General features: G+C 41.5%; 19 protein-coding genes. 9 read left to right on the forward strand and 10 right to left on the reverse strand.

Annotated features, from left to right (window positions below; translation table 11 throughout):
• Positions 1 to 5 precede the first annotated feature (5 nt).
• Together BMW53_RS07910 and BMW53_RS07915 are read right to left on the reverse strand one after the other, a co-directional pair.
• Positions 6 to 359, reverse strand: a complete 354-nt coding sequence (locus BMW53_RS07910; RefSeq protein WP_051568065.1) for a transcriptional regulator — start codon at positions 357 to 359, stop codon at positions 6 to 8.
• Positions 356 to 2,173, reverse strand: a complete 1,818-nt coding sequence (locus BMW53_RS07915; protein ID WP_074780467.1) for a hypothetical protein — start codon at positions 2,171 to 2,173, stop codon at positions 356 to 358. Before BMW53_RS07915 ends, BMW53_RS07910 begins: the two co-directional genes overlap by 4 nt.
• A gap of 243 nt (positions 2,174 to 2,416) precedes the next feature.
• Between BMW53_RS07915 and BMW53_RS07920 the strand changes: the two genes are divergently transcribed.
• Both BMW53_RS07920 and BMW53_RS07925 read left to right on the forward strand, forming a co-directional pair.
• The gene (locus BMW53_RS07920; RefSeq protein ID WP_038562556.1) at positions 2,417 to 3,286 is read left to right on the forward strand and encodes a nucleoside phosphorylase; all 870 of its coding nucleotides are present in this window, start codon (positions 2,417 to 2,419) and stop codon (positions 3,284 to 3,286) included.
• 2 nt (positions 3,287 to 3,288) lie between these two features.
• The gene (locus BMW53_RS07925) at positions 3,289 to 4,161 is read left to right on the forward strand and encodes a transglutaminase-like domain-containing protein (RefSeq protein ID WP_038562559.1); all 873 of its coding nucleotides are present in this window, start codon (positions 3,289 to 3,291) and stop codon (positions 4,159 to 4,161) included.
• A gap of 196 nt (positions 4,162 to 4,357) precedes the next feature.
• On the opposite strand, the gene rny is transcribed toward BMW53_RS07925, so the two are convergent.
• The 3 genes from rny to BMW53_RS07940 form a co-directional block, all read right to left on the reverse strand.
• A complete protein-coding gene (gene rny / locus BMW53_RS07930; RefSeq protein WP_038562562.1) occupies positions 4,358 to 5,911 on the reverse strand; it encodes a ribonuclease Y in 1,554 nt (517 codons plus the stop codon).
• 94 nt (positions 5,912 to 6,005) lie between these two features.
• The gene (locus BMW53_RS07935; RefSeq protein ID WP_038562565.1) at positions 6,006 to 6,308 is read right to left on the reverse strand and encodes a cell division protein ZapA; all 303 of its coding nucleotides are present in this window, start codon (positions 6,306 to 6,308) and stop codon (positions 6,006 to 6,008) included.
• A gap of 4 nt (positions 6,309 to 6,312) precedes the next feature.
• A complete protein-coding gene (locus tag BMW53_RS07940) occupies positions 6,313 to 6,606 on the reverse strand; it encodes a coiled-coil domain-containing protein (protein ID WP_038562568.1) in 294 nt (97 codons plus the stop codon).
• A 341-nt stretch (positions 6,607 to 6,947) separates the two neighbouring features.
• Here BMW53_RS07940 and BMW53_RS07945 point away from each other — a divergent pair, with 341 nt between their 5' ends.
• The 5 genes from BMW53_RS07945 to rplS all read left to right on the forward strand — a co-directional run bounded on the left by BMW53_RS07945 (position 6,948) and on the right by rplS (position 13,548).
• The gene (locus tag BMW53_RS07945) at positions 6,948 to 8,645 is read left to right on the forward strand and encodes a M23 family metallopeptidase (RefSeq protein WP_051568066.1); all 1,698 of its coding nucleotides are present in this window, start codon (positions 6,948 to 6,950) and stop codon (positions 8,643 to 8,645) included.
• 15 nt (positions 8,646 to 8,660) lie between these two features.
• Entirely contained in the window at positions 8,661 to 9,734 is a 1,074-nt protein-coding gene (locus BMW53_RS07950) for an anhydro-N-acetylmuramic acid kinase (protein ID WP_051568195.1), read from the forward strand.
• Between the two features lie 354 nt (positions 9,735 to 10,088).
• Entirely contained in the window at positions 10,089 to 11,270 is a 1,182-nt protein-coding gene (locus BMW53_RS07955) for an aminotransferase class V-fold PLP-dependent enzyme (protein ID WP_038562571.1), read from the forward strand.
• Positions 11,271 to 11,348: 78 nt separating this feature from the next.
• Complete coding sequence (locus BMW53_RS07960) at positions 11,349 to 13,037, forward strand: dipeptidase (protein ID WP_038565551.1); 1,689 nt, start codon at positions 11,349 to 11,351, stop codon at positions 13,035 to 13,037.
• 163 nt (positions 13,038 to 13,200) lie between these two features.
• Positions 13,201 to 13,548 (forward strand): 50S ribosomal protein L19, encoded by a 348-nt coding sequence (rplS, locus tag BMW53_RS07965; protein ID WP_038562573.1) that lies wholly within the window; start codon positions 13,201 to 13,203, stop codon positions 13,546 to 13,548.
• A gap of 459 nt (positions 13,549 to 14,007) precedes the next feature.
• Here the strand turns inward: rplS and BMW53_RS07970 are convergent, their stop codons facing one another.
• The 3 genes from BMW53_RS07970 to BMW53_RS07980 all read right to left on the reverse strand — a co-directional run bounded on the left by BMW53_RS07970 (position 14,008) and on the right by BMW53_RS07980 (position 15,330).
• Positions 14,008 to 14,355 (reverse strand): translation initiation factor, encoded by a 348-nt coding sequence (locus BMW53_RS07970; RefSeq protein ID WP_038562576.1) that lies wholly within the window; start codon positions 14,353 to 14,355, stop codon positions 14,008 to 14,010.
• A gap of 1 nt (position 14,356) precedes the next feature.
• On the reverse strand, positions 14,357 to 14,737 hold the full coding sequence (locus tag BMW53_RS07975; protein ID WP_038562579.1) for a hypothetical protein: 381 nt from the start codon (positions 14,735 to 14,737) through the stop codon (positions 14,357 to 14,359).
• Between the two features lie 83 nt (positions 14,738 to 14,820).
• Positions 14,821 to 15,330 carry a DUF6702 family protein gene (locus BMW53_RS07980; protein ID WP_038562582.1) on the reverse strand — a complete coding sequence of 170 codons (510 nt, stop codon included), beginning with the start codon at positions 15,328 to 15,330 and terminating at the stop codon, positions 14,821 to 14,823.
• 35 nt (positions 15,331 to 15,365) lie between these two features.
• Between BMW53_RS07980 and BMW53_RS07985 the strand changes: the two genes are divergently transcribed.
• The gene (locus BMW53_RS07985; RefSeq protein WP_038565553.1) at positions 15,366 to 15,944 is read left to right on the forward strand and encodes a HupE/UreJ family protein; all 579 of its coding nucleotides are present in this window, start codon (positions 15,366 to 15,368) and stop codon (positions 15,942 to 15,944) included.
• A 145-nt stretch (positions 15,945 to 16,089) separates the two neighbouring features.
• The gene (locus BMW53_RS07990; protein WP_038562586.1) at positions 16,090 to 18,411 is read left to right on the forward strand and encodes a M1 family metallopeptidase; all 2,322 of its coding nucleotides are present in this window, start codon (positions 16,090 to 16,092) and stop codon (positions 18,409 to 18,411) included.
• A gap of 720 nt (positions 18,412 to 19,131) precedes the next feature.
• Here the strand turns inward: BMW53_RS07990 and BMW53_RS07995 are convergent.
• Complete coding sequence (locus tag BMW53_RS07995; RefSeq protein WP_038562589.1) at positions 19,132 to 19,482, reverse strand: arsenate reductase family protein; 351 nt, start codon at positions 19,480 to 19,482, stop codon at positions 19,132 to 19,134.
• A gap of 77 nt (positions 19,483 to 19,559) precedes the next feature.
• Positions 19,560 to 20,300: a class I SAM-dependent methyltransferase gene (locus BMW53_RS08000; protein ID WP_038562592.1), complete on the reverse strand. Its 741-nt coding sequence runs from the start codon at positions 20,298 to 20,300 to the stop codon at positions 19,560 to 19,562.
• Between the last annotated feature and the right edge of the window lies 1 nt (position 20,301).

Here is a 20,301-nt window from a genome sequence, read left to right on the forward strand (position 1 = left end):
CCAAATTAATCACGAACATTATTTACCATTCCTGAAGGAAGGTCAAAGGATAGTTCTACAACCCCACAGAATTTCTCGTGTTCCATCCATGGTTTTTGGGTAACTACCTTTGCTACACCGTTTTTTTCGGTGGTATATGTATTCTCGGTTGGTATAACCAGCATTTCACGAAGTTTGGTTTTCGATGGCTCGGGATGACAATCCAGCAGGTTTGTTCCCAACAGTTTTTCGCCACCATATTTTTCGAACTGCCGAATGGAAAAATCGTTCATATAAACAATAATGCCTTCCGTATTGCAAACTGTAATTGCTCCGTCAAATCCGTCCATCCAGTTTACGTGGTAATCTTTCAGCATCATTTTTTACGGTAGCATTTCACCCATTCAACATCAAAACTGGCTGATGATCCGGGTAATTTATCAATTACAAGAGTTGAAGCATTTAGCTCTAACGGTTTATTTAAATCGTTACTGTTCAGCTGCAAAACCTCCTGTTCATTAATTTTCCAGGTGAAAGTTGCTCCCGATTTTTCGAGCGAGAAAATATAAGCTCCTTTTTTCAGGTTATTAATCTCCAATCCTTCCGAAGCTATTTTTCCACTACCGTTCATGGTGTAAATTCCCAGAATATTTTTCGCCCCCATTTCAACCAGGTTAGCACGCGGAACGTTGCTGCCATTAGCGAGGAAAAAAGAACTGGCCACCTGTTTTACCGGATTAAAGAAAATTTTCGCTTCAACAATTCCATCTCCCAACCGGAAATTCTCGCCCGAACTGATCATTCCCGAAGTATAGTCAAACTCAGCCGGTACAAAGCCGGCAGGCATTTGCCAAACCATACCTTCCTTGTTTTCTCTTTTAACCTGAATACTGAGTTTATTACCGGTTTGAATGTTGGCACCGTTGGTGAAAATACTTAAGTCGCCCGACATTGCATAGTTTTGCCCCAGGGTTTTTGAAGCGGTTAACGAACTGGTCATCCATTTCGTATCATCCAGTTTTTTATCGGCAAACGTATCTTCAAAAACCACATCCCAGTTTTTGAAAAAGTCAAAATCGCTGCTGTCTTTGTATTTAAAGTATTTTACAAATTCAGGTTTCTTCTTGTCGGTTTCGTATTGTTTTAACTTTTGGGCATCTTCCGTTTTTTCCCAGCGTTTTTTGTCTTCCAGCCACGCTTTTTGCTTTTTATAGTCGTCTGATTCAATCAACTCCTTCAACTCATTATGTCGCTTTAAATCAAACGATTCTTTAACGTCGAGATAATTTTTGTAGAATTTCGATTTCTCGTATTTCAATACAAAAGTTACCACAGGGTCAGCCGCCAGTTTTTTATAATCCGAGTATTTTTTGTAGGCTTCGCTTTTTTCAAACTTCTTCTTGTCTTTTAAAAAGGCAACCTTCTTTTTGAATTCCTCAGTGTTTACCTGTTCTTTTAATTCCTTATAACGAACCAGGTTATGACTTCCACTGATTTCGTGATACAACTTCAGTTTTTTCGATTTCTCGAACTTGAAATAATTTTTAACTGCCAAATCTCTACTCAAGCGGTTGAACTCTTTCTTTTTTTCCTTATCGTTTACTGCAACCGTTTTTAGTTCCTTATACTTTTTCAGTTTATCCGAAGCTTCAAATGCCTTGTGTTGCTTCAGTTTTTCAGAACCTTCCAACTCATTATACGCTTTTATGCCGGCCGATTTTTCAAGCTTTTTTAATTCCTTTAAATGCTTCTCTTCTGCCGATCCCTTAAAAACATGGCCTTTAATTTCCTTTTTGTCATTTTCAAAATCGCCGTCTTTCACGTATTCTTCCAAAGCATAAAAATCGGCCAGTTTTTTCGATTCTTTTTCTTTCTCATACCGAACCAGATCAGCAGAACCTTCTACCTTAAAATAATTCTTTATGCGTGCAGCTTTTTGCAAACGCTGAAATTCCTTTAACTGCTTTTCCTCTTCACTTCCTTTAAACGACTGCCCTTCAACCTGCTTCCTTTTCGAGGCAAATTCACTGGAAGTAACATATTTTTCCAACGCTAAAAATGCCTTCAGCTCTTCCGTATTTTCCGTTTTTAAAAACTCAGCATAATCGTCGGCTAATTGTTTGCGCTTTTTCTCGATAAGCTCAACCGACTTGATTTTGCCGGTAAGTTGAAGTGAAAAGATTTTAAATGACATCTGGTTTGTTATTAGATTCGTATTTGTATCAAAAATAAAAATTTAATGCGTTTTTTTATATTAAAACGTAATATTCTCAGGAATTCTGAAAACTTCCTCCTTTTTGTTTAACATATTCAATGTTTTTAACAAAATCACCGAATAAAAACAAAAGTGTTGGTCTTAGCTGTTTATATGTTTTTCGCGCTGCCATTGGTGTTCGTCGTTATTTTAAATAGTTTTGGTGAGATTAAAAAGCAAAAAATGATTAAACACTCGGAATTAATATTAAACAATGATGGAAGTATATTCCATTTACATTTGAAACCCGAAAATATTGGTAAACAAATTATTCTTGTGGGCGATCCAGCCCGCGTTGATACCATTACCGGTTTTTTCGACACAATAGAGTTTTCAGTCCAAAACCGTGAATTTAAAACGGTTACCGGGTTTTACAAGCAGAAGAAAATTTCAGTTATTTCAACCGGAATTGGCACCGATAATATTGATATTGTATTAAACGAACTGGATGCGCTGGTGAATATCGATCTGGAAACACGAAGTATAAAAAAGCAGCTCAGTTCGCTTGATATCGTTCGTATAGGCACTTCGGGAGGATTACAAACCGATCTTCCAGTAAATAGTTTTGTGGTTTCTGAAAAGTCGATTGGCTTTGATGGGTTGCTCAATTATTACGCTAACCGCGAACATATTTCCGACATGGAGTTTGAAGCCGCTTTCCGGCAACATACACAATGGAGTGATTCGCTGGCAGCACCTTACACGGTTGATGCCGGGCAAAATTTACTGGATAAATTTTCGGACGAGCGCTTTAAAAAAGGCGTTACCATTTCGGCACCGGGCTTTTATGCTCCGCAAGGCCGGGAATTGCGTTTACCTTTGGCTTTTCCTCAACTGAATGAGCTGATTGAAACATTTTCGTATAAACAGCTGCGGATTACCAATTTCGAGATGGAAAGCTCGGCCATTTATGGTTTATCGAAACTAATGGGGCATAATGCGCTTACGGTATGTTTAATTATTGCCAACCGCGTAACGCTTACCGCCAACGAAAACTACCGCGACGAGATGAAAAAATTAATTAAAGCAGTGCTCGATAACTTAAGCAATTAGGCATGAACCAGGAAAAACTTGATGCTCTGATCACCCTCCTAGATGATCCGGACACAGCTGTGTTCCAGATGGTTCAACATGAATTGCTAAAAGAAGATGAAGAGATTATTCCGGCTTTGGAGAAAAAGTGGGAACAAAGTTTTGATGAAAACAGTCAGAACCGAATTGAAAATATCATTCAAAGTCTTCAGTTTAAAAGAACTTTTAGCGGGCTAAAAAACTGGATCAATCAAACGCCGGGAAAACAGGATATTTTTGAAGGTTTTTGTGCAGGGGATAAATTTCAATACCCGGATTTGAATCCGTTAAACCTGAGTTTAAAAATTGAGAACCTGCGAAAATCGATCTGGCTGGAACTGAATAACTCGCTAACACTGCTGGAAAAAACAACCATATTAAACCATTTCATTTTTAACTTAAATGGTTACTCGGTGAATTTAAGCAACCCCAATTCGCCACAAAACTGCTTTTTAAACCAGATACTGGAAACCAAACGTGGTAATCCGGTTTCGATGAGTATTTTTTATACCATCATTGCACGTGCCATTGAGCTTCCGGCTTATTTGGTTGATTTCCCGAAAAACCCGCTGGTAGCCATTGTTGATGCCGAACTGGCACAAAAAGTACATGGGGCGACACGCGATACCGAGGTGCTTTTTTACATCAACCCTTCGAACAAGGGTTCGATTACCAGCCGAAAAGAAATTGATTACCACCTGAAAAGGAACGAATACCGGCCAATACGAGAATACGCCGAGCCCAAACCCGATGTTTTGTTTATACAACGTTTGGTAGAATCGATGCTTGAAGCCTACAATTCGGTTGGTTTTACCGAAAAGGAAGGAAAGATAAAACAATTGCTTAGCTTGTTTTAGTGTGATGCCAAGTATGCCTCTTGTGTTCGTCATGCTGAATTTATTTCAGCATCTTTCAATGAACATTAAATTCCGAAACAAGTTCGGAATGACGTGCCCGATACTTGGTAATTGATTTGACACCAGTGGCAAAACTTTAGGCATAAAAAAACTTCGGCCGTTTGGCCGAAGTTTTTTTTATGTCTGTTTGTACTTCTTACTTCGCGTAGCTTACTGCTCGGGTTTCCCTGATTACAGTAATTTTAATCTGTCCGGGATACGTCATTTCATCCTGAATACGTTTCGAAATATCGTACGAAAGTTGTTCAGTATCCTGATCGGTTAATTTCTCTGAACCAACTATTACACGTAATTCTCTACCGGCCTGAATAGCATAGGTTTTCAGTACACCAGGATAAGAAAGCGCCAGATCTTCAAGATCTTTCAAACGTTTAATGTACGATTCAACTACCTCGCGACGGGCACCCGGACGAGCACCTGAAATAGCATCACAAACCTGAACGATTGGTGCAAATAACGACTGCATTTCCACTTCGTCGTGGTGGGCACCAATGGCATTGCAAATATCCGGTTTCTCTTTGTATTTCTCGGCCAGTTTCATACCGAGTACTGCGTGTGGCAATTCCGGCTCATCATCAGGCACTTTACCAATATCGTGTAACAATCCGGCGCGTTTGGCCTTTTTCGGATTTAATCCCAGTTCCGATGCCATTGTAGCACAAAGGTTAGCTACCTCGCGCGAGTGCTGCAGCAGGTTTTGTCCGTACGACGAACGGTATTTCATTTTACCGACCAAACGAATCAACTCAGGGTGCAGCCCATGAATTCCAAGGTCGATGGCAGTACGTTTACCGGTTTCGATAACTTCTTCGTCAATTTGTTTTTTTACTTTCTGCACCACTTCCTCAATACGAGCAGGGTGAATACGTCCGTCGGTTACCAACTGGTGCAAAGCCAGGCGGGCAATTTCGCGACGTACCGGGTCGAAAGCTGAAAGCACAATGGCTTCCGGAGTATCGTCAACAACAATTTCAACACCGGTAGCAGCTTCAAGCGCACGAATATTACGGCCTTCACGACCAATAATTCGTCCTTTAATCTCGTCGCTTTCGATGTGGAAAATTGTAACAGCATTTTCAATAGCCGTTTCGGTAGCCACACGTTGAATCGATTTCACAACGATCTTTTTGGCTTCCTTGTTGGCAGTCTGTTTTGCCTCTTCCATTATTTCGTTAATGTATGCAACGGCTTCAGTTTTGGCTTCTTCCTGTAACGATTCTACCAACTGTTCTTTTGCATCATCAGCCGAAAGTCCTGAAATCTGCTCCAGTTTTTCGAGGTGCTGCCGGTGTACTTTATCCAGCTCTTCGCTTTTGTGCTCAACACGCTGCAATTGTGTATTCAAATTCTCGCGAATGGCTTCCACTTCGCGGCGTGTAGTTTCAAATTCTTTTGTTTTGCGATTTAACTCATCGCGACGTTGATTTAAAGTTGTCTCACGCTGTTTGTACTTGTTCTCTTCCTTCGCTAACTGCGAATTCTTTTCATTAATGTACTTTTCGTGTTCCGATTTTAACTGCAGGAATTTTTCTTTGGCCTGCAATATTTTATCTTTTTTAATCACTTCGGCTTCGGCTTTTCCTTCGCCGATAATCCGATTTTTTTTCGCCTTCAGGGCCTTATCCCAAATCAGATAAGCTAAAGCGCCTCCCACAATAAACCCCGCGGCTACTCCTATTATTATTTCCATATTTCAAATAATTAGTTACTAAAAAACCCGTAATAAACCGGATTCACGTTCGAACCGGCCTAATACGGGCTTTGATTATTTATGTATTCAGACTCTATTTCTTCTCCTTTTCCTTAAGAAAATCAGAAATATCATCCTTTATATCCTTTATATCATCAACGAATTGAGAGTAATCGCGGCTCTGTTGCTCTTCGGTGTAACGTAGTGCTACCTGAAATGCGGTCATTGCCAAAATATCCTGATTGTCGTTATCATGAAACATTTTTCGAAATGACGAAATCGTTTCTTCAACAATCTTTGCAGCTTTTCGGTATCTCTCTTCTTCGTCGCGATTGATGTTTAGCGGGTAAACCCGTCCATCAATCTTAATATGTATTCTAAAGTCTTTATCTTTCAAAACATTACCTGTTTAGTAATGCGATACATTTATCAATCTCCCGTATCAAAAAATCAATTTTCTGTTTCGCTTCACCGTTTTCATCCCGTTCAGATAAAATCCGGTTGGCTACTTTTAGTTGCTCGTAACTCCGACCCAATTCGATCTTTTCATGCTCCATTAATTCAATTTCCTGCTTCAGGTTCTCTACCTGTTTACTCAGCATCTTATTTTTCTGTTCCAGTTCATTGTATTTCTCGAACAGTTGCTGTGTATTGCGCTTTAAATCATTAAGTAGCAAGTGATCCTCTTCGGTCATTTTAGCTGCATTTCGCGAACAAAGTTAACTTTTTTTCCTGATTGTAAAAGGAAATCAAATCGATTGCTTTCATTTTATGCTAACAAACCGATGTTAGTTGTTTGCTGAAGTTGAATGAAGATTATAGCACAAAGTTGAAAACGAGACTTGCAGCCAATATAAATTAATTAAATTTGGTGCCTCCAATTAGCCCGGATAAATCAGTTGATTCGAGTAATAAGTAGGTTTTCCGGGTTAATCCCGACTTAGTGAAGTCCATTTTTGAATACCGAAAATGGAAACGAAACGTTGTCGCATTGTACTGTTTGCTTTGTGGAGATAATAATATGGATTAAACAACGATGAAAACATTTTTTACAACTCTTGCTCTCTTTTTCGCTTTGTTTGGAATGGCGCAACAACGCCTTTACACTGATCCTGTTAAAATCCCATTGCTACTCAGCGGAAGTTTTGCCGAGCTGCGAAGCAATCATTTTCATTCGGGAATCGACATTAAAACCCAGGGCACAACAGGCTTGCCGGTTTATGCGGTTGCCGATGGACATGTTTCGCGCATTGTGGTTTCCCCAACAGGTTACGGTAACGCTTTGTACATCGACCATCCCAACGGAACCACTTCGGTTTACGGGCATTTAAAAGCTTTTAGTTCTGAGATAGCGAACTACGTGAAAGAACAGCAATACAAAAAACATTCGTTCCGGGTCGATCTCCAAATTCCTTCGTATCTATTCCCTGTTAAACAAGACCAGGAAATTGCCAAAAGCGGAAACAGTGGCAGTTCGGGCGGACCGCATCTGCATTTCGAAATTCGGGATACAAGAACGGAAGAGCCGCTAAATCCTTTAAATTTTGGTTTTCCGGTAAAGGATGATATTGCACCAAAACTATTTTCGGTGTTGCTGGTTCCGCTCACCGACAGTTCGCATGTGGCTTATTCGCGCAAACCCCAAAGTTATCCCGTGGTTTTTTACGAGGGCAAATACCACTTAAAAAACAATCCAATCATTCCGGTTTGGGGAGAAATTGGTGTTGCCATACAAACCAACGACTATTTTAACGACACCTACAACAAATGCGGCATCAACCTGCTTCGTATGTCGTTGAATAACGAAGATCAGTTCTCGTTTACACTTAACCGGTTTTCGTTTGCCGATACGCGTTATCTGAACAGTCATATAGTTTACAGCGAATATATTACAACAAAACGCCGTTACATAAAAACATGGATTGATCCGGGGAATAAACTTCCCATTTACACGCACAACGGCTCTGAAGGACGCATTACGGCGAACAACGGGCAAAACGGAAAAATTGAAATAGAACTACAAGACTCTTATGGAAATACCTCGTTGATCGATTTTACCATTATGGGTAAAAACACAGTTGTAAAACCTGAATCACAAGAAGGAGAACTTTTTTCCTATAACCATTTTAATGGTTTTCAAAACGATTCGGTCCGGCTGGAAATTACTGCGGGAGCTTTATATTCCGATTTTCGATTTGATTACCGCACTGAAAAGGCTTCTGATCAGTTTTACTCCCATTATCATTTCCTCCACAACAATACCGTTCCCTTACATAAAAATGCAACGGTTGCCATTCGCACCGACAGTCTTCCAAATTATCTCGAATCAAAAGTTATTATGGCATACGTTAACCCGGAAACCGGCGAATTCAGCGCTGCCGGCGGGCGCTACGAAAATGGCTGGGTAACAACTGAAACCCGTAATCTGGGCGTTTATGCCGTTACGGTTGACACGATTCCGCCGGAAATAACACCACTCAGTATTGCGGATAACAAACTAACCGAGTCGAGTCGGATTCGTTTTAAAATTAAGGATGATCTTACCGGAATAAAAAGCATTGAAGGCTTGCTCGACGGGAAATGGGCACTTTTTGAATACGATGCGAAAACAGCAACAATAACACACTATTTCGACCAAGAGCGATTTGAGCTGGGTAAAAACCACACCTTTAAGTTAACAATTACCGACTATCGAAATAACAATGCGGTTTATGAATCGCACTTTTGGAAGTGATAAAAAATGAAAGATATGACAAGTTCTTGGCAAAATAAAAATGCGATTAAGGCCATTGGAATGATGTCGGGTACTTCGCTCGACGGATTAGACATTGCCGCTGTTGAGTTTTTTGAACACGACAATAATTGGTCATTCAAATTACAGGAAGCCGAAACCATTTCGTACACTACAGAATGGAAAAAGCTCCTTGAAACAGCTCATTTGCTGCCCGGAACAGAACTTGCAAAACTTAACGCTAAATACGGAATATTCCTGGGCGAACAAGCCCAACAGTTTATCGATAATACAAAATTCGCAGCCGATTTAATCGCATCACACGGCCACACGGTTTTTCACCAACCTGAAAATGGATTCACCCTGCAAATTGGCAGTGGTGCACACCTTGCATCAAAAAGTAATTGCCTTACAATTTGCGATTTCAGAATCGGCGATGTAGCATTAGGAGGCCAGGGAGCGCCCCTTGTACCCATCGGCGACAGCCTGCTTTTTTCGGAATACGATTACTGCCTCAACCTGGGTGGTTTTGCCAATATTTCGTACAATGAGAAAGGTATTCGCGTAGCTTTTGACAACTGTCCGGTAAACATTGTTTTAAATCCGTTGGCCGAAGAATTTGGCCTGCCCTACGATAAAAACGGCGACCTGGGACGGAAAGGAAAAGTTAGTGAATCGCTGCTGAAGAAACTGAATGCACTCACCCACTATCACCAGAAGCCTCCAAAGTCGCTGGGACGAGAATGGATTGAATCTGATATTCTCCCCATTCTGAATGAAACGGAATTGAATACACACGATAAGATGCGCACCATTTACGAGCACATTGCTGTGCAAATAACAAAAGATTTGTCGGGCGAAGGGAAAATGCTGGTAACCGGTGGCGGTGCTTTCAACTCTTTTTTAATTGAACGCATGCAGGCATTAACAACAACTGAAATCATACTTCCGGAACCGGATCTGATAGATTACAAAGAAGCCATCGTTTTTGCATTTATGGGCGTACTTCGGCTGAGAGAGCAGGTAAACTGTCTGGCGTCCGTAACCGGGGCACGAAAGGACAGTTGCGGCGGTGTGATCTTTTTGCCATAGTGTCAAGTCAACTATGTTCCTTCGCTACGTCATGCTGTCCGTCAACTGACGGATTCAGCATCTCTTAATCAATCGGGATTCCGAAACAAGTTCGGAATGACGAACCCGAAAGTTGAGGCTTGACTTAACACCAGAACCGGGTTCACCTCAAACAAAAGATATTCTACAACAGGGAAGTTCGTTTGCAGACAAAAATCATTCTCTCGTATTTTCATTCCATCTACCTTACCCTCAAATACCGATGTGAAATCAAATTGAGCCTTAATGCTTTCAATCGGTATTAACCATTGTAATTTCAGAGTTTCGCTTAAGGCTCACGCTGAAAAACAATTGGTATAACTTAAATCTTTGAAAATGAACTCAGATCCTGCAAAAAGAATTTTCGACATTCAGCAATTTGGCGAATTTGGCGGTGTAAATCCATCCATAACCGATTCCTCAACCTATACTTTTCTGGAAGGCGAAACCATGGAAGAAACATTTCTCGGCCACATGGAGGGCTGTTTTTTGTACTCGCGCCACTGGAACCCAAGTAATAAATACCTGGCCGATGCACTGGCCGCTATGGAAGGTACCGAGTCGGCGTGGATAACATCATCAGGAATGGCGGCCATTACCTGCGCCATTTTGCAACTTTGCCATTCGGGCGACCACATTATAACCAGCGTAACCACTTATGGCGGCACTTATGCATTTCTTAAGAACTGGCTGCCAAAATACAATATTGAAGTTTCGTTTGTCGACATCACCGATTTGGAACAGGTGAAAAATGCTTTGCGCCCGAATACCAAAATCATTTACACCGAAATGGTTACCAATCCGCTGCTTCAGGTTTCTGATATTCCCGAGCTGGCAAAAATTGCGCACGACCACCAGGCTAAAGTTATGGTCGACAACACTTTCACGCCCATGATATTTTCTCCCGCTGAGTTGGGTGCCGATTTTGTGGTATATAGCATGACGAAATTTATAAACGGCAAAAACGATTGTGTAGCCGGTGCTATTTGCGGCTCGAACGAATTTATCAGTCAGCTATCGAATGTAAACGACGGCACGGCCATGTTGCTGGGGCCTGTTCTCGATCCTTTACGCTCGTCAAGCATTCTGAAGAACCTGCACACGCTGCATTTGCGCATGAAACAACACAGCAAAAATGCGATGTACCTGGCAACAAAACTCCACGAAATAGGTGTCTCAGTAAAATACACCGGATTGCCCGGTCACCCACAATACGTGCTTCACACACAACTAATGAACAACGAATATGGTTATGGAGGCATACTTTCCATCGATCTGAAAACGGAAAAACACGCCAACGAAGTGATGTTTAAAATGCAACAAGCTAATGTGGGCTACCTTGCAGTTTCATTGGGCTATTTCCGTACACTTTTTAGCTGCTCGGGGCATAGCACTTCATCCGAGGTTCCGGCAGAAGTGCAAAAAGAAATGGGATTGTCTGATGGACTTGTACGTTTTTCTGTTGGTTTAGACAACGATATTGAGGATATTTTTAACCGCATAAAAAGCTGCCTGTAATACAAAATAAAAATCATTAGGCAGTTTTGTCTTTTAATTATCTTTGCCTCAATGATTGAAATAAAAACAAACTTACAAATGAGGAAGATTAAGATTGTAGGAATGCTGGTTCTGGCATTCATTCTTTTAAACCAGCAGAGAACAAATGCTTGTACCAATTTTTTAATTTCAAAAGGCGCTTCGGTCGATGGGTCAACAATGATCACTTACGCAGCCGACTCGCATGTGCTTTACGGCGAGTTATATCATCAACCGGCAGCCGATCACCCCGAAGGTGCCATGCGCAAAATTTACGAATGGGACACCGGCATTTATTTGGGTGAAATTCCGCAACCGGCACACACCTACAGTGTAATTGGCAATATGAACGAGTTTCAGTTGGCCATTGCCGAAACCACTTTTGGTGGCCGCAGCGAGTTATCGAGCCAGGCGGGTGCAATTATGGATTACGGCAGTTTGATATATGTAACCTTACAACGAGCCAAAACAGCACGCGAAGCCATTGAAGTAATGACCGGTTTAGTTGAAGAATTTGGCTACCACAGTTCGGGCGAATCGTTTTCAATTGCCGATCCTGAAGAAGTTTGGATTTTGGAAATGATCGGCAAAGGACAAGGCGAAAAGGGTGCCGTTTGGGTAGCCCAACGTATCCCTGATGGTTACATAAGCGGACATGCCAACCAGGCTCGCATTACAACTTTCCCCTTAAACGACTCGAAAAACTGCCTGTACTCGAAAGATGTAATTTCGTTTGCCCGCGAAAAAGGATGGTTCACGGGCACCAACAAAGACTTTAGCTTTTCGGACGTTTATGCTCCGGTTGATTTTGGTGCAGCACGTTTTTGCGATGCGCGCGTTTGGGCCGGTTTTAACAAAGTAGCCCGCGGGATGGAAGAATATACGGAGTATGCAAAGGGAATTGTGGAGAAGAACGAAGAAAATAATTATGCAACAAATCGTGTGCCCTTGTGGGTAAAACCCGATAAACAACTGAGCGTTCAGGATGTGATGGGCATGATGCGCGATCATTACGAAGGAACCGAGCTGGACATGACTCAGGATTTGGGAGCCGGACCATACGGACTACCCTACCGTTGGCGCGGATTAACCTGGGAAGTTGATTCGGTTGAATACTGCAACGAACGCGCAATTTCAACACAGCAAACCGGGTTTTCGTTTGTAGCACAATGCCGTAGCTGGTTGCCCAATCCAATTGGAGGAATCCTGTGGTTTGGTGTTGACGATACCTACTCAACCTGCTACGCACCAATGTATTGTGGCATTACCGAAATTCCGGAGTGTTTTGCAGTGGGTAACGGCGATTTGCTTACTTACAGCGAAACATCGGCATTCTGGACATTTAGCCAGGTAGCCAACTACGCTTATTTACGTTACAGCGACATGATTAAAGATGTAAAAATCGTTCAGCGTCAGCTGGAAGATAAGTTTGTAACCTACGTACCATCGATTGATAAAGCGGCCGAAAACCTGTATAACACCGTTAATGAAGAAGAGGCACGAAAATTTGTTACCGAATTTTCGCGGAATGAAGCCGAAAATATGACCAAAAGATGGAAAGAACTTTTCCATTATTTAGTGGTAAAATACACCGATGGAAACATAAAACGCGAAAGCAATGGCGAATTTACCCGCACAGAAACAGGAATGCCGGCATCGCCAATTTTTGCAGGCTACCCTGAATGGTGGTACGAAGCAATTATTAAAGCTACCGGCGATCATTTTAAAGTAAAAGGAAGCAGCCACTAAACGAGATGCACGTTTTCAGACTGAAAACCAATCAAATAATTGCAAAATAAAGTGCAAAAGTGTTTGAGGAATTGAAAAAAACACTATTTTTGCAGCCGATTTAATGCAATCTCTTTACCGGTAAACAACGGGATATATTGCCAACTTATTAAAAATTAAGAAAATGGACTTAGTTAAATTAGTAGAGAAAGAATTTGAGGTGGAAGTAAACCACCCGAAATTCAGCGCAGGTGACACCATCACTGTTAGCTATAAAATTAAAGAGGGTAACAAAGAAAGGATTCAGAAATTCCGTGGCGTTGTTATCCAGCTACGCGGAAGCGGCAGCACCAAAACTTTTACTATCCGTAAAATGTCAGGAAACATTGGTGTTGAGCGTATTTTCCCAATCAGCTCTCCTTTCATCGAGAGTATCGAGTTGAACAAACGTGGTAGCGTGCGCCGTAAGCGTATCTTCTACTTACGCAGCTTAACAGGTAAAAAAGCCCGTATCAAAGAAAAAAGATTCTAAAAAATTGCATCGCAATAGTAAAAAGGTCTCCGTTAAGGAGGCCTTTTTTTATGCCGTCCCCTCGCCCGGAATGCCTCTGACAAACTAAAAACATACCGTCCGCACGTGCGGAAACTCTCCCAGAGAATTAAAATAAGGTTTCCGCAATCGCGGAAAGTTAGCCTGAAGTTTATTTTAATACTTCCGCAGCTCCGGAAAGTTTCTCAAAAGTTGAAAACAGGCTTTCCGAATGTTCGGAAAGCTTGCCTGAATTTAAAAACAAACTTCCGGACTTTCCCGAAACACAGAAACAGTTTAAAAACAGACTTTCGGGGCTTCCCGACAAATAGAAACAAATTGAAAACAAGCTTTCGGGGCCACCCGGCGAGCAGAAATAAAATTAAAACAGGCCACCGGGAATTCCCGAAGTTCAGAAATGAACTTCGGTTAGTTCTTCGGGCGAGGAATTACCGGGCCCGATCAACCGCCTGATCGTTTTACTTTATAACCGTCAGCTTTTAGCAGCTCGATAATACGTTGGCAAAAGTCGCCCTGAATAAGGATCTCGCCATCTTTAACGGTGCCGCCTACCCCACATTTCGATTTCAGTTTTTTACCCAGTTCTTTCAGGTCATCATCCGATCCGACAAAGCCGGTTACCAGCGTTACCGCTTTGCCTTTTCGCTTTTTACGATCGAGCATTACACGCAAATCCTGTTGGTTAGCAGGCAAAGTATCCTGTTCTTCCTGTTCGTCTTTATCGTAGTTAAAATCAGAATTGGTTGAAAATACCACCCCTAATCGTTCTTTCCAGTCATTATTCGACATGTCACCTCCAAATTACAATTAAACTTCCTGTTAAATAAGCCACTACCCAAAACCCGTAAGCGGCTTTCGTATAAATTATATGATTTTTGCGCGCCTTGCAGTCGCGACCATTGGCAATATACATTTTCCAACTCCATATTGCATCCACCAGCATGACGATAAACGCTGTGGCTCCAAGAAAACCGTGCAAGGTAAACGGAGATCCCTTCGAGCCCAATATCATTAAAGTAATAGCAATAATATCCAATATCACTCCCATCGACAAAAAGGCAACTACAATTCGTCCAACAATATTAAATCGCACCAACGAAATGCTTCCAATACCGTAGGAAAGAAACGAGAGGGTAATTACAAATGCTCCAACAATGGCTAATGGATTCATGCTAATCGCTTATTTGAGATGTAAAGGTAATTTTATTATTATCACTACTCTGGCTAACATATAAATTACATGCAGGTTCCGGTTTAATCAAATTTTAACCGGCCGTTTGTGTCGCGTTTACTCAACAGCAGGTTTTTTATCGTTCCGTTTTTATTCACCTGTATAATGTTTTTTTGATCGCTAAAAACATCGGTTAGCAAGTTACAATTTACTTCTATTGTGGAAAGGCCGGTTACGTTTCCAATTTCCAGGTACGACCACACCACATCTTTTTCCATTTCTTTCCCAATAAATTCAGGCTCAAAATCGTTGTCGTTTACCTTAAACCGGATACTCTTTTTAAAATAAGCATAAATATATTCATCGGCATGTGCATCTTCCTGTACTTCGCCAATGTATAATTTATTGTGCCCTTCTGCCGCCAATCCCGCTGTCAGATCATCAACAAAAATCTTCACCGAAATTTCGAGCGAATGGCTTTGTTGATTGAAATTAACCTGGCAAATACTTACATAGTATGGATGAGCATTGGAGAAAAACACCCCTAAAAAAAGAAACAAAACCGGTAGAATTAATTTTTTACTTATTTTCATGCCCTTCAAAATTATTGGGCAAAAGTAAAAATTTTATGAGTTTATTTGAGATGTACCTCCAATTGGGGTTCAAACACATTATTGACATTCATGGTTACGACCACATTGTTTTTGTTTTGGCTTTATGTGCCGGCTACAATTTAAACCAGTTTAAAAAAATACTTATACTGATTACGGCCTTCACCATTGGCCATTCAATAACTCTTGCCCTATCCACTTTAAAAGTGGTTAATGTCTCTTCCGGTTTAATCGAATTTCTGATAGCGGCCACCATTTGTGTTACGGCCATAGCCAATATTATTCCGTTCAAAGCAAAAAACAACCGCGTGGTTTATGTACTTACTTTATTTTTTGGGCTTATACACGGACTGGGATTTTCAAATTACCTGAAAGAACTGCTCGGGCGCGAATCGAATATTCTTACTCCGCTACTGGCCTTTAATATTGGGCTCGAACTCGGCCAGCTACTAATTCTTGCTATCTATTTTGCCTTGTTGTTTATTACTGTTCAGGCATTCAGGTCGCGAAACGATTTCTGGCGCATTTTTGTATCGGGAATGGCATTTGGTATTTCAGTTATATTAATGATTAATAAGGCACCAGCCGTTTTTTAACCTTGCGCTCCCTAACAAATCCGAAGCCATTACAAGCTTTTGTAATCAATTTGCATTTTTAACAGTAGAACTTACAATAAGTTAAAAGTATTGCTAATTTTGTTCACCTACCATTTTGACATAGATCATAGACATTGATTACATAATGAATAGATTAGCACTTTTTATTACCTTTTTCGTATGTGCCTGTGCAATTTCGTTGGCGCAGGAAAACGTTAACCAAAATAAATTCAGACAGTTAAAACAAGAGTTGGCAACACCAAATGTTTACCGTACCGCATCGGGAGCACCGGGGCACGAATACTGGCAGCAAAAAGCCGATTACAAAATGAACATCAGGCTCGACGACGAAAACCAGCGAATTTATGGCGAAGAAACCATTACCTACCACAACCAATCGCCCGATATTCTGAGCTATTTATGGTTGCAACTCGACCAGAATATGCGTTCAAAAGATTCGGACACCTTCAAAACAATGACATCAGGATTGAACCAACGTGTTTCATTTGGCCAGTTAAAACGTATGATGTACGATTTTGACGGTGGCTTTAAACTGGAGTACGTGCAGGATACCGAAGGAAACGATTTGCCGGCGACCATAAACAAAACCATGATGCGTGTTGATTTACCCGAACCACTAAAACCGGGCGAAGCATTCAGTTTTAAAGTAAAATGGTGGTACAACATTAACGACCGTCTTACCGATGGTGGCCGCTCGGGTTACGAGTATTTTAAAAACGAAGACAACTATATTTATACCATTGCCCAATTTTACCCGCGCATGGCGGTTTATAACGAAGTGGAAGGCTGGCAACACAAACAGTTTCTTGGAACCGGCGAATTCACCCTGCCCTTTGGCGATTTTGAAGTAAGTCTTACCGTTCCGGCCGACCATGTAGTTGCAGCAACCGGCGTTCTTCAGAATACTTCTGATGTATTAACGCTGGAACAGATCGATCGTTTTGAGAAAGCAAAAGCCGATACGAAAAATCCGGTTTTTATCGTATCGCAGGAAGATGCAGAGAAAGCGGAGAAAGGAAAAGTAAAAGAAGAAAAAACCTGGGTATTTAAAGCCGAAAATGTGCGCGACTTTGCATTTGCCAGCTCGCGTAAATTTATCTGGGATGCAATGGCCGTAAAATTCGGAGATCGTACGGTAATGGCCATGTCGTATTACCCCAAAGAAGGTAACCCGCTGTGGGAACAATACTCAACACGCGTGGTGGCTCATACCATAAAAACCTACTCGAAATATACATTCGATTACCCTTACCCGGTAGCCATTTCGGTACACACCGACCGCATTGGAATGGAGTACCCGATGATATGCTTTAACGGTGGACGCCCCGAAAGCGACGGAACATACAGCAAACGTGCCAAATACGGAATGATTGGCGTAGTTATTCACGAAGTGGGACACAATTTCTTTCCAATGATTGTAAACTCCGACGAACGCCAGTGGACCTGGATGGACGAAGGATTAAATACATTCGTACAGTTTTTAACCGAACAGGAATGGGAACCGGATTACCCATCGTCGAACGGAATACCAAGCTACATTGTGCCTTACATGCGTGGCGACAAAAAGTTTATTTCGCCGGTAATGACCAACTCCGAGTCGGTTTGGAACCTCGGGAGTAACGCTTACGCCAAGCCAAGTACAGCACTTAATATTTTGCGCGAAACCGTTATGGGCCGCGAACTGTTCGACTATGCTTTTAAAGAATATGCACAACGCTGGATGTTTAAACACCCTACCCCCGCTGATTTCTTCCGCACTATGGAAGATGCCTCGGGAGTTGATTTAGACTGGTTCTGGCGCGGATGGTTCTTTACCACCGACTACTGCGATATTTCCATGGAAAACGTAAAATGGTACCAGGCCGACACAAAAGATCCGGTGGTAGAAAAACCGTTGCAAAAAGCTGCTGATGAAGAAGCCGCTGTTTCAATTACCGCCATACGTAACAAAGCATTTGCCAAAGAAACATACCGGTCTATAAATCCTGAAGCTGCCGATTTTTACACTACTTACGACCAATACAAAGTAACCAAAGAGGATAAAGTGCAATACGACAGGTTTGTAAAAAGCCTGAGCAAGGAGGAGAAAGAGTTGCTGGGTGCCAACCTGAACTTCTACCAGATCGACTTTAAAAATGTGGGCGGACTGGTAATGCCGGTGATCCTGAAATTTGAATTTACCGACGGAACAGAAGAGGTTCAGTATATTCCTGCCGAGATTTGGCGGAAAAACAACGAAGAAGTTTCGAAAGTGTTTATGTTTAACAAAGAAGTGGAGCAAATTATCCTCGACCCTTACCGCGAAACCGCCGACACTGATTTGAACAACAACTACTGGCCGGAGCGCAAAGAGCCAACTCGTTTCGAACTGTATAAATCGAGATATGGCGGTGGACGTTACACCGGAGGTGGCGAAAACCCCATGCAAAAGGCAAAAAAGAAATAATACCGATTAGCTTCAAAAATGTCATCCCTAAGTCGGGACTCCTTTTTCAGTCTATCGGCATTAACAACTGTAAGATGTAAAACTTTCCATGAGACATTTTATATTACAATTTGTATAATCCTAACCGCGATTTAAATAAAGCAAAAAGGAAGCACTTCGATATGGAGTTTGCTTCCTTTTTTTCTGAAAGTCCCCATCTTGTTAGGAGTATTGCCTTTTGAGTTTCGTCCGGAAGAACCATCTGGCTTCGGTCTGCTTTCTTCGCCGGACGATTCGCTTTGGTCATTTCATCCCAGCGCTACGCACCGGGTTACCTGCCTGTCGGCAGACAGGTTCATATTAGACGCTTCCAGCGTCATGAAAAATTTACAATTCCGACATAGCTGGTCAATAAAGTAGTCTTAATTACATAATCTAATTCAATATCCCGAAGGGATAAAACATGATTAACCTCGGGTGAAACCCGGGGTTGATGAGAAAGTAAATCAAAGGCGCAAATAATCAGTTATTCAACGCACAACTGCTGTATGCGCCTCATAATCTGATTTTTTCATGAAATGCTGTCGTTAGGCCTCACTTTCATCACTGTTGGTGATTCCCGGGAATCATGAATGTTTTTTGTGGTGCTTTGTAAACCTGCCCCCACTGGTTTATATTCTCACGATTGGCGCGAAGAACCTTATCAGTGATGCTCTTCACTCCGGGTGAGGGTATCGCTAATTACAAAGCCGCTTTAATTGCCGCTACTGTTTTGGGTGAATTACCAACAAAAAGGTTTCCATCGATTTCAAAAACCGGGCGTTTCAGGAAAGTGTAATCCGTTAGCAACAGTTTTTTGTAATCGGCATCGTTTTCTACCGGGTTGGCTTCAAGGGCAGCTTTTAATTTGCGGGCACGTTTATTTATCAGTGCTTCGTAGCTTTTTGTATGTGCGTAAAGGCTTTCAACCTGTTCTTCGGTAATTGGTTCGGTTTTTATATCCTGCTTCTTAAAACTATCGTCAACGTTTACTTCTTTCATTATTCGTTTGCAGGTATCGCAGGTAGACAGGTAATATACTTTTCGTGTCATGTGTTTAAAATTATTTTTGTTTACAAAGTTGTTCTGTCTGGCAGTGATACGCTCACTTGAAGTGAGAGCATCACTAATTACGCGTTACAACTCACCACCAAAGGCAAATGTTTTCCACCAAACGCATCTTGTTTAAAGTTGGCGTAAAACTGAATGTTTCGGAAACCGGCTCTTTCAAGCAGTGTTTTTAAAGTTTCACTTTTAAGGGCCAGCAAAGGTGTTTCGTTCGATACAATGCGGTTGATGGCTTTTATTTCCAAATCGGTTTGAAAACCGATAAGATCAGAGTTATCAGCGAAATTATAACGGCGTATAAATTTTATGTTTTCTGTGTCGATTACAGGCAGTGTTTCAACGGGCTCGTTATAAATATAATCGTAGTTCAGTAACTGAATCAGCAATTGTCCTCCCGGTTTCAAAACGGTTTTGGCCCCTTCCAGCATTTGCAAAACAAGTGTCTCGGAATTGAGATGTACCAGCGTATTTCCAAAACACAATACCGCATCAAACTGTTGCACTTCAAAATCCTGCTTCAGTTCCAGCATATTTCCCTGCTGAAAAGTTAGCTTTTCGTGTTTCTTGTTGCCAATGGCTTGCTGCAACAAATCTTCATTCAAGTCTATTCCGGTAACTTCTGCCCCACCCGCTGCCAGCTGAAAAGACAGCTCGCCAGTGGCACAACCAATATCCAGAATATGTTTCCCCGGCAACTCACCGAGCTTGTTTATTACAAACTTCAGTTGCATGGGATTAAACGGAAAAATTTCGGAATAATACTTTGAGATGGAGGTATAGAAAATATTTTGCGAATCGTTCATA

Origin of the sequence: Draconibacterium orientale (assembly GCF_900111425.1) — a bacterium.
Classification (GTDB): Bacteria; Bacteroidota; Bacteroidia; order Bacteroidales; family Prolixibacteraceae; genus Draconibacterium; species Draconibacterium orientale.

Excerpts from the sequence above, each read along its gene's own strand:
- BMW53_RS07915 (WP_074780467.1), bottom strand. The coding sequence starts at position 2,173 with ATGTCATTTAAAATCTTTTCACTTCAACTTACCGGCAAAATCAAGTCG.
- BMW53_RS07940 (WP_038562568.1), bottom strand. The coding sequence starts at position 6,606 with ATGACCGAAGAGGATCACTTGCTACTTAATGATTTAAAGCGCAATACA.
- BMW53_RS08000 (WP_038562592.1), bottom strand. The coding sequence starts at position 20,300 with ATGAACGATTCGCAAAATATTTTCTATACCTCCATCTCAAAGTATTAT.
- rny (WP_038562562.1), bottom strand. The coding sequence starts at position 5,911 with ATGGAAATAATAATAGGAGTAGCCGCGGGGTTTATTGTGGGAGGCGCT.
- BMW53_RS07980 (WP_038562582.1), bottom strand. The coding sequence starts at position 15,330 with ATGAAAATAAGTAAAAAATTAATTCTACCGGTTTTGTTTCTTTTTTTA.
- BMW53_RS07960 (WP_038565551.1), top strand. The coding sequence starts at position 11,349 with ATGAGGAAGATTAAGATTGTAGGAATGCTGGTTCTGGCATTCATTCTT.
- BMW53_RS07985 (WP_038565553.1), top strand. The coding sequence starts at position 15,366 with ATGAGTTTATTTGAGATGTACCTCCAATTGGGGTTCAAACACATTATT.
- BMW53_RS07925 (WP_038562559.1), top strand. The coding sequence starts at position 3,289 with ATGAACCAGGAAAAACTTGATGCTCTGATCACCCTCCTAGATGATCCG.
- BMW53_RS07950 (WP_051568195.1), top strand. The coding sequence starts at position 8,661 with ATGACAAGTTCTTGGCAAAATAAAAATGCGATTAAGGCCATTGGAATG.
- BMW53_RS07955 (WP_038562571.1), top strand. The coding sequence starts at position 10,089 with ATGAACTCAGATCCTGCAAAAAGAATTTTCGACATTCAGCAATTTGGC.
- BMW53_RS07970 (WP_038562576.1), bottom strand. The coding sequence starts at position 14,355 with ATGTCGAATAATGACTGGAAAGAACGATTAGGGGTGGTATTTTCAACC.
- rplS (WP_038562573.1), top strand. The coding sequence starts at position 13,201 with ATGGACTTAGTTAAATTAGTAGAGAAAGAATTTGAGGTGGAAGTAAAC.
- BMW53_RS07975 (WP_038562579.1), bottom strand. The coding sequence starts at position 14,737 with ATGAATCCATTAGCCATTGTTGGAGCATTTGTAATTACCCTCTCGTTT.
- BMW53_RS07910 (WP_051568065.1), bottom strand. The coding sequence starts at position 359 with ATGATGCTGAAAGATTACCACGTAAACTGGATGGACGGATTTGACGGA.
- BMW53_RS07995 (WP_038562589.1), bottom strand. The coding sequence starts at position 19,482 with ATGACACGAAAAGTATATTACCTGTCTACCTGCGATACCTGCAAACGA.
- BMW53_RS07990 (WP_038562586.1), top strand. The coding sequence starts at position 16,090 with ATGAATAGATTAGCACTTTTTATTACCTTTTTCGTATGTGCCTGTGCA.
- BMW53_RS07945 (WP_051568066.1), top strand. The coding sequence starts at position 6,948 with ATGAAAACATTTTTTACAACTCTTGCTCTCTTTTTCGCTTTGTTTGGA.
- BMW53_RS07920 (WP_038562556.1), top strand. The coding sequence starts at position 2,417 with ATGATTAAACACTCGGAATTAATATTAAACAATGATGGAAGTATATTC.